Raw genomic sequence first — 15,984 nt, 5'->3', positions numbered from 1 at the left:
TACTTGAGAATTTGCGCAAGCTATGCCAAATTATTCGGAAAATAATTCGAAGTTGCAGGGAATTTGCAACTAAAGAAGAAAAAAAACAAAGAAAATTACAAGGAGTACGCTTATGCTCAAGCAGAGCATCGGCATTGGTATGCTGTTTATCGCAGGTCATGCATATAGTAGTAATATCATTGTCACCACCACTGCTGACACCAAAGCAGATGATCAACAATGTTCTTTGCGTGAAGCCATTGAGTATATTAATTTAGGCATGCCCGAAGAAGGCTATTTGGGCTGTGGCGGAAAAAATGCCTCAAGTGTGATTTTATTAGAAAAGAAAGCCGTCTATCAAATTGATACTCAACTTAAAATTACAGAAAACCTTGAAATTAAAACCACCTATGACAGTAGTCTGAATGATAAAACTGCCCTAGGTTTGAATAATGCCACGATTCAGATGCGCGGCAATGAGCGAATTTTCCACATTGAAGATAGCAAGGATCGTTTCTTAAAAGTTTCTTTAAAAGAATTAACTTTACAGGGCTGCGGTGAGGAACGCTGTCGTCAGCAACAAGGTGGTCTGATTTATAATAATGAACATTTAATTTTAGACTATGTGAAACTGAGTCAGGGTGTAGCCAATCAAGGTGGGGCAATTTATAACCTCGCACAAATGACTGACGAGAAGATCCCTGCAGGTTTTATTGAGATCAAAAATAGCTTGCTTGAAGCTAACCAAGCGCAGGAAGGTGGCGTCATTTATACGCAATTCCCACGCTTTGTGATTACAACTTCAGTATTTAAAGGCAACAAAACCATATCAGTTGCTTCAGCCAATCTCTATTCTGCAGCAAGTTTGGCAGATGAAGAAATCAAAGCCTTTCCTAGTATGGGGAATATGATCGTGAGCAGTACTTTTACTGCAAATGAAGGCTATGTCATGAATGTGCTGGATGATATTGGTGTCAATAACATTAGCTTGATTGGTAACAGCCGTGGTGTGTATCTCAACGCACCTTTGGGTAAAGCCTATATTGCCAATAGTGTGATTTTGGGTAATCCACATCCTGTCAGTGTCAATACTGCAGCAAACTGTGTGCAAGCAGGTTCAGATGCAACAAGATTGCAAAATAATTTAGTCGGCGCAGGCTGTGGAGCAGGCGATAGCAGCTATCCAAATACGCTATGGACTGCAAATTCGGTGCTTGCAGGTAATCTGCTTGAAGGTGCATGCCAAACCCTCAGTCAAGATAAAACGGCACTCTTTTGTCCATATCAAGTTCCTGAAAACTCATTCTTGGGCTTTATGCGCCCACGCGTATTGCTCAGTTATAACAGCCTGAAAGATTCTGTGGTGTTGAATCAGGGGCAATTACAACTGGGGGATAATACGGTAGTCGGTTGTGCTGCTTCAGATCAGCGCGGTAAAAACCGTCAGTCAGATATTACCTTATGTGACCGTGGTGCAATAGAAGTGATGGTTCCTGAAACTATGGGGCTTATAGGTCAAGATATTTTGGCGGGTCAAATTGCTAAAATGTCGGTGAGTGATTTGTTGGGTGATAGTGATTTGGTGCCTAAAGAATTTTGTGATCAAGTCTATCCAAACAATCCGACAGGCCAAGCATGGCAAGCAGGTTGTGTGCAAATTGAGCAACTCGATACACGTTCTAAAGGAAAATTGACCGTAGATGAGTTGGGGAATTTGGTATATACCCCAGATTCTGCTTGGCATGGTGCAGATGTCTTTAAAATTAAATTAGTTACCAGCACCACACGCTTTAACAGCACAACACCTTATATGGAAGTGAAAGTCCAAGTTATTCAAGAACATGAAAATCGTATGGAAAGCGATAAAATAAAAGTTTCTGGTGGTGCATGGAGCGCTTACGGATTAATGACTTTATTGGGTTTGTTGGGTTTACGCCGTAGAAAAGCATAAAGGATGAATATGAAAAATAATAAAAAAACACTATTAGGGATAATGGTGCTGTCTGCTATGTCGCTTATGGCAGCAGATAATCGTGTGATTCAGGTCACGACCTTTGAAGATCAAAATGGTGAAGACTTAAGCAAATGTTCATTACGTGAAGCGTTAGTTGCGGCCAAGCAGAATATTGCGTTCGGTGGATGTAGCGCAGGCAATGCCAACCGTGGTGCAACCGATATGATTCAGTTGCAGGCTGGGGAATATATCTTAAACTCAGAATTACGCCCGCAATCTATGGTGCGTATTTATGGGGCGACAGCGGTCGACTATAACCAAGTAGATCCGATTACCCATCGTTATCCTTCAATTGCACCGTTAAAAACCACTATTAATGCACATGGCAATAGCCGCATTATCAATACTTCAGATACCCAAGCCAGCGTGGCGCTATACGATGTCATTCTAAAAAATGGGAATGCCCATGGTGGTGGTAATGCAAACCCTGCAGATGCAGGCAAGGGTGGTGCATTATTTGTGGCAGGCCCATTAGCTGCGAACAATGTCGAAATTCAAAATTCGCATGCAGAACAAGGTGGTGCAATTTACGTTGTTGCTCATCAAGCGGAGCGTCAAGTCAATTTAGAAAATGCTTATATCCATGCGAACCAAGCCAAAGTAGGTAGTGTGTTGGCAATGGATTGTAGTGCCAACTTGGTCAATACACGCTCTATGGTGAAAATTGACCGCAGCAGTATTGTGAAAAATGGTGCTGCAAATAGTCTTAGTACTTTTGATCTTTGCGGCCAACCAGATCTTGCGTTGACTGCCAGTACGATTGCACAAAACCAAGCTGATACCAGCAAAGGTCATATCTTTAACTTAAGTAATGCAGAAAATCATCCGCTTAGCACTTTGTCACAGGTGTATTTGCAAAGTAATACCATTGTTGAAAATAAAGCATTGAGTACTTTGTTTTATGACAATTATCCACGTATTGTCCTCTCTTTTAATATGTTGGCCTTTAACCAAGGTAAATCTTGTCGTTATGCATTCCCTGCGAGCTTAGAGCAGGCGCGCAACATCAACACAATTCGCAATGCCTTATTCGCAATGGGATCAGCGACAGAGCAAGGCGAGTGTGATTTGCCTGAAACAGCAAATAGTTCTTATGATGGTGCTAAAAATTTGGATTTGACAGGGCTTAGCTTTGATCAAGTATTGCAGCCCTTGCAAGAACCATCTGCTTATAATTTATTCCTGCCGTTGTATTATCCAAAACTTGGTTCAGACCCTGCGAAAGATTTGATTGATGTAAACAGCATGGGGTGTAGTGATTATGAACAACGTGGTTTAGCGCGGGTGAGTAATGCAACTTTAACTTTAAATCCTGATGCAAAAAATACCTGTGAAATTGGCTCTGTAGAAGTGATGCGCTTAAATGCAGCCGATATTCAAAGCTTGCGTAATGTCTCTTATGAAAGTTTATTTGCCAATTATCAGCAACAAATTGACCGTATTCAGTCTGCGATAGATCAAAGTAAAGATGCTGCATCTTCGGTCGTTTCTCAATCGCGTACTGATTTGAAAACGATGCAGGATTTGTTGGCGAATACCAAAGCTAAGCAGCAATATCGTGCCATTTATGTTGATCCATTTGCGATGGCATTAAAGCAAGATGAACCAACTGCAGATGGGAAATTTGTTCAGTTAAGACAGCTTAATTCTGACAACTTTAGCATTAGCACTGAAGTATTGGGGATTGGTGCAATTTCGGGTTCAGGTACCACATTTAGTACCGATAAATTGACCCAAGATCCACTATTCAAATGTGAATGGGATGCACAGTTGCAACGGATTGTGATGTATCGACTGAATGATAAAGTCACAGAAGCAACCGATTCAGCGTATTGTAAATACACCATTACCTCAAAATTGGACAGTAATTTGCATTCTTCGGGCTTACTTGAAGGTAAATTTAGCAATATTGCCCCAATTGCAAAAGATGATCACATACGTATGGAATATGGGTCAGACTTGAAAGTTAGTTTTAATCCATTGGCGAATGATAGCGATGGTGGGGATGGTTCTATCAGCACTCTGAAAGAAAATACCAATAAGCCTGCATTCTATAAAGATAGTACAGGACAAGAACTGGCAATTCGTTTTAAGCAACTGCCTTCAGGTGTGATACTTACGGCAGATCGTAAAGCACCTTGTCCAGGTGATTATAAACGTGAAACCTGCTATGGAGGCAATATTCAGGTACAAGTGCGTAATAGCTTTAGCCCATTTGATTATGAGCTGAAATACACGATTTTCGATCATGAACTGGAATTATCGCCTGAAGCGACCATTACTTTAGAAAATACAGCGAAAAATACCAATTATGAAGCCAGTGGTGGCGGTGGGGGAAGCTTAGGTTTCTGGGGTATGTTTGGTTTAATCGGATTGGCGTTCTATCGTCAACGTCCAAGAAAATCGTAATCTACCGACTCTTTATTGCAAAAGCCTCATCTGTTTTACACGATGAGGCTTTTGTTATTGGTGACTTCAAGTACTTTCTATTATCCATGAACAGATAAAATTAGTGACTCATTGCAGGCTGCTGATATTTAAGAATGTATTCCTGACGAATTAAAGGTCGTTGTTCAGGTGTTGCTTGTTGCAAGCGTTGTCCTAATTCACGACGTTCTTGCGTGCTCATTTTTTGCCAAGTTTCACGCATTTTTTGTTTTTCGCTATCAGGCAGTTGAGTAAACCAATCCATCCGCTGCTGTAAAGCTACGCTTTTTTCTGCAGGAATTTCTTTTAAGTTTTGATAGCGCTTAATTAAGGCCAATTGTTCTTCTTCAGAAAGAGTTTCCCAGGTTTCTGAAATTTGTGTATCTGCATCTTTGGAAAAAATCCAAAAACGCTCAAACCCTGCAAAACTGGTTTGTAAAAAACTGAGCGCACAACACGCAATCACAATTCGTTTAGCTGCCATGTGGAACTTTGTCCTCACCCAACACCATTAACATTTCTAAATCTTCCACCATTTGTGGAGAAAGTTTAGGAACAGATACAGCTTGATTCTGCGGCTGTGTGGTCATTTCCATTGAATTTGGCAAGACCACAAAACCTGCAATTGCCGCAGCCAATGCAAAACCTGACATTTTCCAAAGCCCATAGCGCGATGTTTTCTTGTCTTGAATATTGTCCAAGACATGATTCATGACCGCGGCTTTGTCTTGATGGTGGCGAGCCAATCCATCAAGTTTAGATGTCACTTGTTTTAAGAAATCATCTTGTTTCATTCTGATGATCCTCCCAGATACGGATTCATATGTGCCAAACTGTTGCGTAAAGCTTGAATAGCACGGTGATAATGCGTTTTTACACTGCCTTCAGTGCAGTTCATAATTTGTGCGGTGGTTTGCGTATCAAAACCTTCCCAAGCACGTAACATAAAAGCTTGTTGTTGCCGCACAGGAAGCCCCGCAATTGCTGCCTGAATTTCTTCTACAGTCACAGCTTGATCTAAAAACTCTGCAGGATTGAGTGCTTGCTCATCGACAATATCAAGTTGTTCAACATCGTCATCATCTAAACTGATTTTTTTGAACCATGAAAACGGTTGAGCGCGGCGAGCTTCTTTACGACGCCAATCTTGTAATTTGTTATTTAAAATGGTGTAAAACAGGGGATACCATTCCTCTGTGGCTTTGTCAGCATAAGATTTATGCAAGGAAATAAAGGCTTCTTGCACCAAATCCATAGCAATGCCGTGCTGTCCTTGCGTTGCACTTTCCATCATCACTAAGGCACGCCCCGTTACGTCTTGCATGAAATTCTTCAGACGTTGCTCAGCCGTACTCTTAAGAGCACTCAAATTTTCCGAGTGTGACGACTTCGGGTTTAAATCCATAGAGATGGAAAATCCTGTCATTGGATACCCACCATTATTTTTAACATCATATTTTTATAACGCTAAAAACAATGGTTTGGTTGACATTGCAAGTTATTATTTTCAGTCTAATCTATTTTTTTTGCAGGGCTAGTCTTTTTAAAATAAATTAACCATTTACAGACGTTGGCGTACCATTTCAAAGAAACAGATTGAGCCTGCAATTGCCACATTCAAAGATTCCTGTCCACCTGGTTGTGGAATACTTACCGCTTCTGCATGCTGTAAGGCATAATCGGACACACCTTGACCTTCATTGCCTAGAATCCAGACGCAAGCCTTACGCAGATTTTTGGAATAGAGACTTTCTGCATGGTGTGAACTGGTCACATATACAGGAATCTGAAATTGTGCTAAGACATCTTCGAGTTCAATATTTTCAAAGGTATGCAAGCTAAAGTGTGCGCCCATGCCTGCACGTAACACCCGTGGCGACCAAAGTGAGGCAGAACCTTTGGTACAAATAATTTGTTCAATACCTGCTGCTGCTGCAGAGCGCAATAAGGTGCCGACATTACCCGGATCTTGCACATTTTCTAAAATCAGTGTGTCTGCTTTAAAGTCTAAAGCTTGGCTTGAACTTGGCACGTCGACAATGGCTAAACAGGCAAGGGAAGTGCCTAAAGTGCTTAAATCTTTATATAAAGATTCGCCAATGACAAAGACCACGCCTGTGTATTTAGCCAAAATACGCTCATAGTCAGGATGGCTTAGTGCATGTTCGGTGGTAAAAATCGAATTGATTTTTTTATTTTCATGTAACCACGCCAGACACAAATGTGTACCTTCAAGTACCGTTTGTCCCTGTTTTTTGCGATAGTTATTTTGTTCAATTAAACCACGTAAGTGTTTAATTTTCGGGTTATCTTTTGATTCTAAAAAAATCGTAGGCATGCGATAAAATCCACAGCAGTCAGCGAATGGCCGACTGCTGTTGTTAAAAATTATTGATGGTAGCTGCTGACCAAATCGACTTCATTTTTTGAGCCAATGATGACAGGCACACGTTGATGTAGGTCTGTGGGTTGGATGTCTAAAATACGCACACGACCTGTGGTTGCCGCACCGCCTGCTTGTTCCATGAGCATACTCATTGGATTGGCTTCATACATTAAACGTAAACGACCTGCTTTTTTCGGGTCTTTTAAGTCGTATGGATACATGAAAACCCCGCTACGGCAAAGGATACGGTGAATATCGCCCACCATACATGCAACCCAACGCATGTTAAAGTCTTTTTCGCGTGGCCCAGTTTTACCAGCCAAAAGTTCATCAATATAGCGTTTTACAGGTGCTTCCCAATGGCGTTGGTTTGAAGCATTGATCGCGTATTCTTTTGTATCGGCAGCAACTTGAATGTTGTCGGCAGTCACCAAAAACTCTTGGCTTTCTGGGTCAAAGGTAAAGAATACCACGCCTGCACCAACAGTGAGCGCCATCATGGTAGATGGGCCATACAGGACATAACCTGCAGCAACTTGTTGTGTACCTGCTTGCATAAAGTCTGCAGCTTGGGTCACGGCATTTTTTGCAGGTAAAATTGAGAAAATGGTACCCACACACATATTGATGTCGATGTTGCTTGAACCATCCAGTGGGTCAAATAACACTAAATATTGACCATTTTCCTGAGCAGGAGTGAATTCGTCTAATTCTTCCGACGCCAAACCACCCACATTAGGATGTTTTTGTAACGCTTCAATTAAATAATCATTTGAAATAACATCTAATTTCTTTTGTTCTTCGCCTTGTACGTTTTCATTTTGTGCACTGCCTAATACGCCCGCCAATGCACCTTTTTGTAATGTTTGGTCAATTGTTTTGCAAGTATTGGCTATAGTTTCAATTACTTGAGCAAGTTCGGGTGTTAAATTTCCAGTTTGTTGTTGTAGAAATTGGGAAAGGGTGCGGTATGACATGACTGGAAAACTCCGAATGACTGCAAAAATGAGGATAACAATATGCTGCAATAGTTTAGATGAGAACGCGTTAAAAGAAAAATTAAACTCGACTATTTGCTGTGATTTTACCCTTGCAAGTCCTGCAGAAAGTGCTATGTTGATGTGAAGGATTTAATTTGAGATAGGAGCACAGATATGACAACGTTAAAGTTTGATGCGACTCCAACGCCAAGCGAAGGGATTAGTTTAGACGATATTTCTGAGGACAAGATGAAAGCCGCTTGGAAAGATTACGAGTCTAAACCTGAATATAAAAAGTTTAACAAGCATGATTTGATTGAATCTATGCAAACTGCAAAAGCTGATGCCGAGTCGGAATAACTGAAGCAAAGCTGTATTTCTGCACTTATCTGTTAGTTTTTAAAATATTCGTTTGCCCAGTTTTTTATGTCATAAAAAAGCGCCCTTGTAATAAAGAGCGCTTTTTTCGTATTGGGGAAACACGTTCTAAACGAGTTTTTCCCAAACAGCAAATTATTATTTCAATAATGGTGGAACAGCTTCGTAGTTAATTTCTACGCGACGGTTTTCTTTCCATGCATTTTCATCATGTCCAGGGTTGACTGGCATTTCTTTACCATAGCTCACTGCTTCAAGCTGACCTGCGTTAACGCCGCTGGTGATTAAGAAGCTCTCAACCGCTTTGGCACGACGCTCGCCTAAAGCCATGTTGTATTCGCGTGTACCGCGTTCATCGGTATGACCTGTAAGTGCCACTTTAGAATTGGCATTGGCCATTAAAAACTGTGCATGTGCTTGTAGAGTCTGGTAATCATCATTAGATAATTCGCTGCTGTCGTAGTCAAAATGCACCACGCGCTTTGCTAAGAAAGCTTTGTTGGCTTCGGTTACACCTTTGGCAGATGCACCTGCAAGGTTTTGTGCATTTAAAGCTGCATCTTCACTCAAACCTTGGGTGTTGACTGTGGTTGCGCCACTTGGTGTTTGACCTGCTTGTAAGTCAGTCGTTGGTTTGCGGTTTGCACAACCTGTCATCACTAAAGCCGATGCCAAAACAGGGAGTACCAATAATTTAACTGCGTTCATCCTCATCTCCATGAAGCTTGATTTTTGGTTTTAAAACAGAACTGAAAACGTATTTACTTTGCGGGTACTCATTATTTTGGTGCCCACGCAGGTTCACGCACTTCACCTTGTTCACTAGGTAAGTTCATGCGGAAGCGACCATCTAAAGACATAATCGATAATAAGCCACGAGCACCTTCGCGTGTCGCGTACACTACCATTTGCCCATTTGGTGAGAAGCTTGGCGACTCATCCAAACTGGTTGGGGTTAAAATATTGGTGATATTGGTGTTGATGTCTTGAATTGCGACTTTGTAGTTACTGCCACTTGGACGATGTACCAATGCCAGTTTACGACCGTCGGCACTGAGCGTACCACGTGCGTTAAATGCACCGCGGAAGGTTAGGCGTTTGCTGCTGCCTGTGGCAAAGTCATAACGATAAATTTGTGCGGAACCACCACGATCTGAAGTGTAAATAAATGATTTACCATCTGGTGCATAACGTGCTTCGGTATCAATCGCACTGTCATTGGTCATGCGTCGCAGTTCACGGGTGCTTAAATTCATTTGATAAATTTCTGGATTGCCATGCATGGATGCGGTAAACAACATGCTTTGACCATCTGGTGAGAAGCTTGGAGCACCATTTAAACCACGGAAACTGGCTAATTTTTCACGCTGACCTGTCGCCAAATCTTGCACATAAATAGCAGGGCGTTTGGTTTCAAACGACACATAGGCAATTTTTTTGGCATCTGGTGTCCACGCAGGCGATAAAATAGGATCACGCGAAGTCAAAATGGTTTTAGGCTGTTCACCATCAGTATCGGCAATTTGCAGGGTATAGCGTTGTTCAGGTGTTGCAGGGTTGCGCAGTACATAAGCAATGCGTCCGCTAAAGTCACCTTTAATGCCCGTGAGTGCTTCATAAATGGCATCACTGATCATGTGTGCAGCAGAACGTACGCGTGACGCAGGCACGCTTAATAATTCATTCAATAAGTATTGCTGTTTTTGCACATCATAAAGTTGGTAATGAACTTCATAACCGCCTTCTGCAGTGGCTTTGACATTTCCCGTCACCACATAAGGTACACCTGCGGCTTGCCATGCAGCTGCATTTGGATTGTTCATGCTTGCAGTTGCAGCAAGGTTTTTAGATGAACTGGTGAATTTGCCTGAACGGTTTAAATCGTTTTCTACAATAGGATAAATACTTTGATCATTGCCAAACGGCACAATCGCAATTTTAGGTGCTTCTTCTGGTGCTTTGGCAATTTCTAAATGCAGTTGTGCAAAAGATTGTGTGCTTAAAACTGGGCTAAGCGCAGTTAAAATAGCAAGACAAAGTAGGTGTTTACGCGTTGTTTCCATCATTCGCTATTTTCTCAAATCAACATAACTTTTTTGGATGTAATTGTGGTACATAATGGCATGCTTTGGTAGGAATGAAAGCATGAATTTATAATAAAACTGTTATAACACTGTGAAAATTTAAATTTATTTATACTCGTAAATATTTTGAGAAGGAGTTAGCCAAATAGATGTTATTCGGCTAACTGGTAACTTATTGCGCTGTAAAGGTAGAGGTGAAGCTACGTGCTTCGCGTCGTGCATCTGGGTCTGATGGCATCGGATAAGGTGCGGCAGCACGAACAGCAGCTTCTACACTGGCTTTCATGTCAGGGTCGCTAGAATTAACCACGACAGACTGAACTGCGCCACTGTCACTTAAAGTCACGCGGGCAGTTGCACGTTGACCCGAAGAACCAGCTGGGGTATCCCACGCTCGTCTGATTTTATTTTCGAAATCGCGTTTAGCAGTGGATGCAATGCGTTGTACTTCAGCCTTTTTCTGAGCAGCTTCTTCTGCAGCTTGTTTGGCAGCTGAAGCTTTGGCTTCAGTATCGGCACGTGCCTTCGCTTCGGCATCAGCTTTGGCTTTTGCATCTGCGTCAGCCTTACGTTTTGCTTCGGCATCAGCTTTGGCTTTTGCATCTGCAGCAGCTTTACGTTTTGCGTCGGCATCAGCTTTGGCTTTTGCATCTGCAGCAGCTTTACGTTTTGCATCGGCATCTGCCTTGGCTTTTGCATCTGCGTCAGCTTTACGTTTTGCGTCGGCATCAGCTTTGGCTTTAGCATCAGCTGTAGCTTTACGTTTTGCATCAGCTTTGGCTTTTGCATCTGCTTCAGCTTTGCGTTTTGCTGCTGCATTGGCTTCGAGTTGACGTCTTTCTGCCGCTTCTGCTTTTTTCAGGGCTTCGGCTTCTTTACGACGTACAGCATCTGCTTCAGCACGTGCTTTGGCATCGGCTTGAGCTTTTGCTTTGGCGTCAGCTTCTCGTTGAGCACGTTCTTCGGCGCGTGCTTGTTGAGCTTTTAAGCGTTCAGCTTCTAGTTTTTGTCGCTCTGCAATTTGTTTGGCTTCAGCAGCTTGTCGTTCTGCACGTGCTTGAGCCTCTGCTGCTTGTGCAGTTTTTTGTGTATCAACTTGAGGAGCGGGTGGCGTAGGAGCCGCTGTAGGTGTTGGAATGACAGGGGCAGGTTCAAGAGCAGGCTCGGCTGTTTGAGTAATTTGCTCTGCTACATTTTCATGTGTGGTTTCAGCAGATTTAGTTTCTAATAAGGGTTTTAAATCTTCTGGTTTTATTAATACCGTTTTAATGGGTTTAGGCGGCTCAGGTGCTTTACTCATGCCCAAATAAAGCAAGCCAACCACTGCGATAAGGTGGACACCTACGGTGAACCCAATCGCGATGGCTTTTTGTTGAAAAGGTGGCTTTTTAAAATCTTTCATAAATTACTTTAAAGGCTCGGTCAGCAATCCAACTTGGGTTAAACCCGCATCTTGTAAGTCAGACATTAACGCAATCACATCACCATAAGGGCGTGTATTATGACCGCGAATAACAACCTGAAACTCTTTGTTTTCAGCTTTGGCTTGAATTTGAGCATCGGTCAAAATTTGTTTCAGTTGGGCTAATTCCAAAGGTTCGGCTTTGTGTTCTTTGAATTCTAAAAAATATTGCCCATCTTTATTTAAAGTCACCAAAGCAGGGGCATCTTTCGATTCAATTGGATTACCATTGGCTTGAGGTAAATCGACTTGAATCCCACTGGTAATCATCGGTGCAGTAACCATAAAAATCACCAATAACACCAACATGACATCAATATAGGGCACTACATTCATGTCACTTTTGAGTGGTTTCTTAATGCGCTCGAAGCGTCCTGAGCGTTGAATGGCCATTAGTCGTGATCCTTAGTATTGCCTAAAGATTGACGTTGTAATAAAGCCACCATTTCTTCGGCAAATAAAGCACGATCAGAATAAATCGCTTCGCCTTTGGCGGTGTAATGGTTAAAGGCAAGTACCGCAGGAATGGCGGCAAATAAACCAATGGCTGTGGCAATGAGGGCTTCGGCAATCCCTGGTGCGACTGTTGCCAATGTGACTTGATCGACATCTGCCAGTCCAATAAAGGCATTCATAATGCCCCAGACGGTACCAAATAAACCAACGTATGGCGCAACCGAACCAATGCTGGCTAATGCACCTAAGCCTTGTTCAAGTTGAGCTTGGTCGCGGCTTAAACCGACACGTAAAATACGTTCTGTGCCTTCAATGGTTTGTGTTGCAGGCGCTTGGCGCTTTTTGAGTTTTAAAAACTCACCTAAGCCTTGATAGAAAATATCTTCCAAACCGACACGTTTTGAATTGAGCTGTGCGTTGTTGTAAAGCGTATTTAATTCTGCACCAGACCAGAAGATTTTTTGGAAATGCTGATCATCTGCCTGTGCTTTTTTATAGCTCATGTGTAACTTGGCAATCAGATACCAACTGTATAATGATGCTAAAAGCAGCGAGAGCATTACCAGCTGAACAACAGGACTTGCTTGTAAAATAAGATCTGATACTTGAAGAGATGATTCGAGTTGTGTTGCCATAGTTACTACATGTGCCAATTCATTTTTTTAATCTTGTCCTAATTCTTTCAGAATAAGGCTACGAATTTCATCTGGCAGACGACGTGGTTTCATATCTGAACCAAGACAGGCCAATTCAACCTCGCCAGATGCAAGCATGATTTCACCACGATAAATATTTTGTTGCAATACAAATGATGACGCTTTACACGAAACTACACTTGCTGTAACAGTAATTAGGTCATCCATTAAGATTGGACGTGAATATTTCACGTTAATTTTATGCACGACAAAGTTGTAATCTTGTTGATGCCAATAATGATCAACACCCGATGCACGAAGCCATTCGGTACGGGTACGTTCCATAAAGCGAATATGGTTGGCGTGGTAAACAATGCCGCCTGCATCAGTATCTTCCATATAGATACGAATTTTAAATTCAAATTTATTCGCCATGATGATGTTCCGCTTCAATGTTGCAAAGTTGTTTGATAAGCAATACTTATAGCTTACGCCGTGTCTGTGAAATTGACGTGAATCGGGGCTATAAGTCAAGCTGTGTATAGCGTGGCAGTTTATCATTCTCAACGCTTCGTCCAATGGCACAAGATTTCAAACATGCTTTTAAGTTAAAATTAGCTGCCTGCCTGATACATGCAGATGATCCACCCCAATGAGCAGCACATGAGCCGTTTAGTTAAATTTTTTGTGGTAATTGCCATATTGTATTTGTTGTGGATGACGCTGTTCCAGCCAGATGGAGGAATTGCGGATAGCACAACCTATCAGTCATCGCAGCAAGTCCATCAGTTTAAAGACTATACCATTAAAGTTTTGGAAAGCTATGAAGGTGAGTTTCGGGTATTGTCACGTGAAAATTACAATTTTGGACGTGAAGCCGAGCTTAGCCCTGTAGATTTTGCCTTGGGCTGGGGCGAAATGGCCAAGCCTGAAGTGTATAAACAGTTGTCTATTCGTCAAAGCAACCGTTGGTATCATTGGCGTTATGAACAAGCACCACCAATTCCTGTGCAAGAGATTGCAAGTATGAGTGCCAATACGCATTTAATTCCTGCAACGCCCGCGATTGCGACACAGTTAAAACAGATTGATGAAGATGATTTGATTTATTTGAAAGGTAAATTGGTTGAGGTCACTGCCACAGATGGTTGGCAGTGGCGTAGTTCTTTAAGCCGCAATGACACAGGGGCGGGCGCGTGTGAATTAATGCTTGTTGAAGATGTGCGTATTATTGAAAATTAGTGTCTATCTACAGACCCAATTGACCTAAATATTTAATAACTTAAAGGGAGATAGCTCCCTTCAAGCTATTTTTTCCTTTGAGCTATTTTTCTTTTGGCTCTGGCGGTGTCATCCCAAATTGTAAATACGCCATATTGGTCGCAATACGCCCGCGAGCGGTTCGCATTACATAACCTTGTTGAATTAGGTATGGTTCAATTACATCTTCCAAAGTGCCAGAGTCTTCAGCCATAGCAGCGGCCAAAGCTTCCACACCTGCAGGCCCACCATCAAAACGCTCTAATAACATTGATAAATAACGACGGTCTAAGGTATCTAAACCATCTTTATCGACATTCAGCATATCTAGCGCACGTTGTGCCATCTCTTGCGTGACTTCACCTGTGCCTTTGACCTGCGCATAGTCACGAACGCGACGCAATAATCGGTTGGCAATACGTGGTGTACCGCGCGAACGACGAGCGACTTCATTGGCTCCTGCATCGGTCATTGGCACATCCATTAAACTCGCCGAGCGTTTGACAATATGGGTCAAATCTTCAACCGAATAAAATTCCAAACGCTGCACAATACCAAAACGGTCACGTAACGGTGAGGTGAGTAAGCCTGCACGTGTGGTAGCGGCGACAAGGGTAAATGGTGGCAAGTCCAGTTTAATGGAGCGTGCTGCAGGCCCTTCACCAATCATGATGTCCAGTTGATAATCTTCCATCGCTGGATACAAGATTTCTTCAATCACAGGTGAAAGACGATGAATTTCATCAATAAATAACACATCGCCTTCTTCAAGATTGGTCAGCATGGCGGCTAAATCACCTGCGCGTTCCAAGACAGGCCCTGAAGTGGATTTAAGATTGCCGCCCATTTCACGGGCAATAATATTGGCGAGTGTGGTTTTACCTAAACCTGGTGGTCCAAAAATCAGGGTGTGGTCCAGTGCTTCTGCGCGTCCACGGGCTGCACCAATGAAAATTTCCATTTGTTCACGCACTACAGGTTGCCCAATATAGTCATCGAGTGAGGTGGGGCGAATGGCGCGATCAATTTGATCTTCGGGTTTTTCAGAACCACTGATTAGACGGTCTTGCATATCGTGTTAACTAATCTCTTGAGCTGGGCATTTTGATGCTGCATGCACAGCCTCAAAGTATGAGTTGCGTTTAAATGCCTTTGCGAAGGCATGATTTTACTTTTGAAAGATCAAAAGTAACAAAAATCTTATGTTGAGTTGAGGGTATATCCCTATACCCCAACTCAACGGGCGACATCCATGTCGCCAGTCATGTATCCAATATTGGAAAGATGAACTTACGCTAGGTTTGTTGGCATCTTTTATTTATTCATCGACTTTAATGCTGCACGGATAATATCACTGGCTTCAGTAAAATCGCCCTTGACTGCATTAATCAGTTTTTGTGCTTCGGCAGGTTTATAACCTAAAGATTGTAAAGCGGCTTCGGCTTCGGCAACAGCAGAATTGCCTGTAAACTGGATTTGAGTCATTGTGGAATTGCTGCTGTTCACTTCGTTGGACATGGCTTTAAAGCGATCACGTAATTCAATCATTAAACGTTCAGCAGTTTTTTTGCCCACACCTGGCACTTTAATCAGGGTATTAATATCTTCATGTTCTACGGTGTGAATCAGTAGCTCGACGCTTAAGGTTGATAAAATACCTAGCGCCATTTTTGGGCCGACACCATTGACTTTAAGTAAGGTTCGGAAAATGGTTTTTTCTTGGGCTTCTAAAAAACCATATAACAATTGAGCATCTTCACGCACGGCTAAATGCGTCCATAGGGTAATTTTCTGCCCTTTTTGTAATTGGCAAAATGTGGTGAGCGGCGTGTCAATTTCATAGCCCACACCATTCACATTCAGCAACACGGTTGGTGCTTCTAAAGCCAATACTTCGCCAATAAGACATCCGATCATATTTGT

General features: G+C 42.3%; 17 protein-coding genes. 4 read left to right on the top strand and 13 right to left on the bottom strand.

The window, feature by feature from the left end; translation table 11 throughout:
- Nucleotides 1-112: 112 nt before the first annotated feature.
- Both rbtA and E0H79_RS06400 read left to right on the top strand, forming a co-directional pair.
- Nucleotides 113-1,930: a rhombotarget A gene (rbtA, locus tag E0H79_RS06405; RefSeq protein WP_131261176.1), complete on the top strand. Its 1,818-nt coding sequence runs from the start codon at nucleotides 113-115 to the stop codon at nucleotides 1,928-1,930.
- Between the two features lie 57 nt (nucleotides 1,931-1,987).
- Nucleotides 1,988-4,402 carry a CSLREA domain-containing protein gene (locus E0H79_RS06400; RefSeq protein WP_228258773.1) on the top strand — a complete coding sequence of 805 codons (2,415 nt, stop codon included), beginning with the start codon at nucleotides 1,988-1,990 and terminating at the stop codon, nucleotides 4,400-4,402.
- Between the two features lie 100 nt (nucleotides 4,403-4,502).
- Here the strand turns inward: E0H79_RS06400 and E0H79_RS06395 are convergent, their stop codons facing one another.
- The 5 genes from E0H79_RS06395 to E0H79_RS06375 all read right to left on the bottom strand — a co-directional run bounded on the left by E0H79_RS06395 (nucleotide 4,503) and on the right by E0H79_RS06375 (nucleotide 7,783).
- Nucleotides 4,503-4,904, bottom strand: coding sequence for a DUF3106 domain-containing protein (locus E0H79_RS06395; RefSeq protein WP_004971806.1), 402 nt, complete (start codon nucleotides 4,902-4,904; stop codon nucleotides 4,503-4,505).
- Entirely contained in the window at nucleotides 4,894-5,214 is a 321-nt protein-coding gene (locus tag E0H79_RS06390; protein ID WP_004971804.1) for a hypothetical protein, read from the bottom strand. The genes E0H79_RS06395 and E0H79_RS06390 overlap by 11 nt, the downstream gene beginning before the upstream one ends.
- On the bottom strand, nucleotides 5,211-5,825 hold the full coding sequence (locus E0H79_RS06385) for an RNA polymerase sigma factor (RefSeq protein WP_004971803.1): 615 nt from the start codon (nucleotides 5,823-5,825) through the stop codon (nucleotides 5,211-5,213). Before E0H79_RS06385 ends, E0H79_RS06390 begins: the two co-directional genes overlap by 4 nt.
- A 156-nt stretch (nucleotides 5,826-5,981) precedes the next feature.
- Nucleotides 5,982-6,758, bottom strand: coding sequence for a TrmH family RNA methyltransferase (locus tag E0H79_RS06380; protein ID WP_004971802.1), 777 nt, complete (start codon nucleotides 6,756-6,758; stop codon nucleotides 5,982-5,984).
- Nucleotides 6,759-6,808: 50 nt separating this feature from the next.
- Nucleotides 6,809-7,783 (bottom strand): class 1 fructose-bisphosphatase, encoded by a 975-nt coding sequence (locus E0H79_RS06375; protein WP_004971801.1) that lies wholly within the window; start codon nucleotides 7,781-7,783, stop codon nucleotides 6,809-6,811.
- Nucleotides 7,784-7,960: 177 nt separating this feature from the next.
- Here E0H79_RS06375 and E0H79_RS06370 point away from each other — a divergent pair, with 177 nt between their 5' ends.
- Nucleotides 7,961-8,146: an NF038105 family protein gene (locus E0H79_RS06370; RefSeq protein WP_004971800.1), complete on the top strand. Its 186-nt coding sequence runs from the start codon at nucleotides 7,961-7,963 to the stop codon at nucleotides 8,144-8,146.
- A 156-nt stretch (nucleotides 8,147-8,302) separates the two neighbouring features.
- Here the strand turns inward: E0H79_RS06370 and pal are convergent, their stop codons facing one another.
- From pal to ybgC, 6 genes are all read right to left on the bottom strand, one after another.
- On the bottom strand, nucleotides 8,303-8,872 hold the full coding sequence (pal, locus tag E0H79_RS06365) for a peptidoglycan-associated lipoprotein Pal (RefSeq protein WP_131261174.1): 570 nt from the start codon (nucleotides 8,870-8,872) through the stop codon (nucleotides 8,303-8,305).
- 71 nt (nucleotides 8,873-8,943) lie between these two features.
- Nucleotides 8,944-10,227: a Tol-Pal system beta propeller repeat protein TolB gene (gene tolB / locus E0H79_RS06360; protein ID WP_026438303.1), complete on the bottom strand. Its 1,284-nt coding sequence runs from the start codon at nucleotides 10,225-10,227 to the stop codon at nucleotides 8,944-8,946.
- Nucleotides 10,228-10,420: 193 nt separating this feature from the next.
- Complete coding sequence (tolA, locus tag E0H79_RS06355) at nucleotides 10,421-11,650, bottom strand: cell envelope integrity protein TolA (protein WP_131261173.1); 1,230 nt, start codon at nucleotides 11,648-11,650, stop codon at nucleotides 10,421-10,423.
- Between the two features lie 3 nt (nucleotides 11,651-11,653).
- Nucleotides 11,654-12,103: a protein TolR gene (gene tolR, locus E0H79_RS06350; RefSeq protein WP_004971796.1), complete on the bottom strand. Its 450-nt coding sequence runs from the start codon at nucleotides 12,101-12,103 to the stop codon at nucleotides 11,654-11,656.
- The gene (gene tolQ, locus E0H79_RS06345) at nucleotides 12,103-12,801 is read right to left on the bottom strand and encodes a protein TolQ (RefSeq protein WP_104851739.1); all 699 of its coding nucleotides are present in this window, start codon (nucleotides 12,799-12,801) and stop codon (nucleotides 12,103-12,105) included. Before tolQ ends, tolR begins: the two co-directional genes overlap by 1 nt.
- A gap of 27 nt (nucleotides 12,802-12,828) precedes the next feature.
- Nucleotides 12,829-13,236, bottom strand: coding sequence for a tol-pal system-associated acyl-CoA thioesterase (gene ybgC, locus E0H79_RS06340; RefSeq protein ID WP_004971791.1), 408 nt, complete (start codon nucleotides 13,234-13,236; stop codon nucleotides 12,829-12,831).
- A 228-nt stretch (nucleotides 13,237-13,464) separates the two neighbouring features.
- Between ybgC and E0H79_RS06335 the strand changes: the two genes are divergently transcribed.
- Nucleotides 13,465-14,043: a hypothetical protein gene (locus E0H79_RS06335; RefSeq protein WP_131261172.1), complete on the top strand. Its 579-nt coding sequence runs from the start codon at nucleotides 13,465-13,467 to the stop codon at nucleotides 14,041-14,043.
- Nucleotides 14,044-14,125: 82 nt separating this feature from the next.
- On the opposite strand, the gene ruvB is transcribed toward E0H79_RS06335, so the two are convergent.
- A complete protein-coding gene (gene ruvB / locus E0H79_RS06330) occupies nucleotides 14,126-15,133 on the bottom strand; it encodes a Holliday junction branch migration DNA helicase RuvB (RefSeq protein ID WP_004971787.1) in 1,008 nt (335 codons plus the stop codon).
- A 242-nt stretch (nucleotides 15,134-15,375) separates the two neighbouring features.
- Nucleotides 15,376-15,978 (bottom strand): Holliday junction branch migration protein RuvA, encoded by a 603-nt coding sequence (gene ruvA / locus E0H79_RS06325; protein ID WP_131261171.1) that lies wholly within the window; start codon nucleotides 15,976-15,978, stop codon nucleotides 15,376-15,378.
- Nucleotides 15,979-15,984: the final 6 nt, after the last annotated feature.

This window comes from Acinetobacter sp. ANC 5045, assembly GCF_004331005.1.
In the GTDB taxonomy this organism is placed as follows: Bacteria; Pseudomonadota; Gammaproteobacteria; order Pseudomonadales; family Moraxellaceae; genus Acinetobacter; species Acinetobacter towneri.
This window is presented reverse-complemented; position numbering and strand designations above follow the sequence as displayed.

Coding starts and splice junctions, on each gene's coding strand:
- rbtA (WP_131261176.1), top strand. CDS start 113: ATGCTCAAGCAGAGCATCGGCATTGGTATGCTGTTTATCGCAGGTCAT.
- E0H79_RS06400 (WP_228258773.1), top strand. CDS start 1,988: ATGTCGCTTATGGCAGCAGATAATCGTGTGATTCAGGTCACGACCTTT.
- E0H79_RS06395 (WP_004971806.1), bottom strand. CDS start 4,904: ATGGCAGCTAAACGAATTGTGATTGCGTGTTGTGCGCTCAGTTTTTTA.
- E0H79_RS06390 (WP_004971804.1), bottom strand. CDS start 5,214: ATGAAACAAGATGATTTCTTAAAACAAGTGACATCTAAACTTGATGGA.
- E0H79_RS06385 (WP_004971803.1), bottom strand. CDS start 5,825: ATGGATTTAAACCCGAAGTCGTCACACTCGGAAAATTTGAGTGCTCTT.
- E0H79_RS06380 (WP_004971802.1), bottom strand. CDS start 6,758: ATGCCTACGATTTTTTTAGAATCAAAAGATAACCCGAAAATTAAACAC.
- E0H79_RS06375 (WP_004971801.1), bottom strand. CDS start 7,783: ATGTCATACCGCACCCTTTCCCAATTTCTACAACAACAAACTGGAAAT.
- E0H79_RS06370 (WP_004971800.1), top strand. CDS start 7,961: ATGACAACGTTAAAGTTTGATGCGACTCCAACGCCAAGCGAAGGGATT.
- pal (WP_131261174.1), bottom strand. CDS start 8,872: ATGAACGCAGTTAAATTATTGGTACTCCCTGTTTTGGCATCGGCTTTA.
- tolB (WP_026438303.1), bottom strand. CDS start 10,227: ATGGAAACAACGCGTAAACACCTACTTTGTCTTGCTATTTTAACTGCG.
- tolA (WP_131261173.1), bottom strand. CDS start 11,650: ATGAAAGATTTTAAAAAGCCACCTTTTCAACAAAAAGCCATCGCGATT.
- tolR (WP_004971796.1), bottom strand. CDS start 12,103: ATGGCCATTCAACGCTCAGGACGCTTCGAGCGCATTAAGAAACCACTC.
- tolQ (WP_104851739.1), bottom strand. CDS start 12,801: ATGGCAACACAACTCGAATCATCTCTTCAAGTATCAGATCTTATTTTA.
- ybgC (WP_004971791.1), bottom strand. CDS start 13,236: ATGGCGAATAAATTTGAATTTAAAATTCGTATCTATATGGAAGATACT.
- E0H79_RS06335 (WP_131261172.1), top strand. CDS start 13,465: ATGAGCCGTTTAGTTAAATTTTTTGTGGTAATTGCCATATTGTATTTG.
- ruvB (WP_004971787.1), bottom strand. CDS start 15,133: ATGCAAGACCGTCTAATCAGTGGTTCTGAAAAACCCGAAGATCAAATT.
- ruvA (WP_131261171.1), bottom strand. CDS start 15,978: ATGATCGGATGTCTTATTGGCGAAGTATTGGCTTTAGAAGCACCAACC.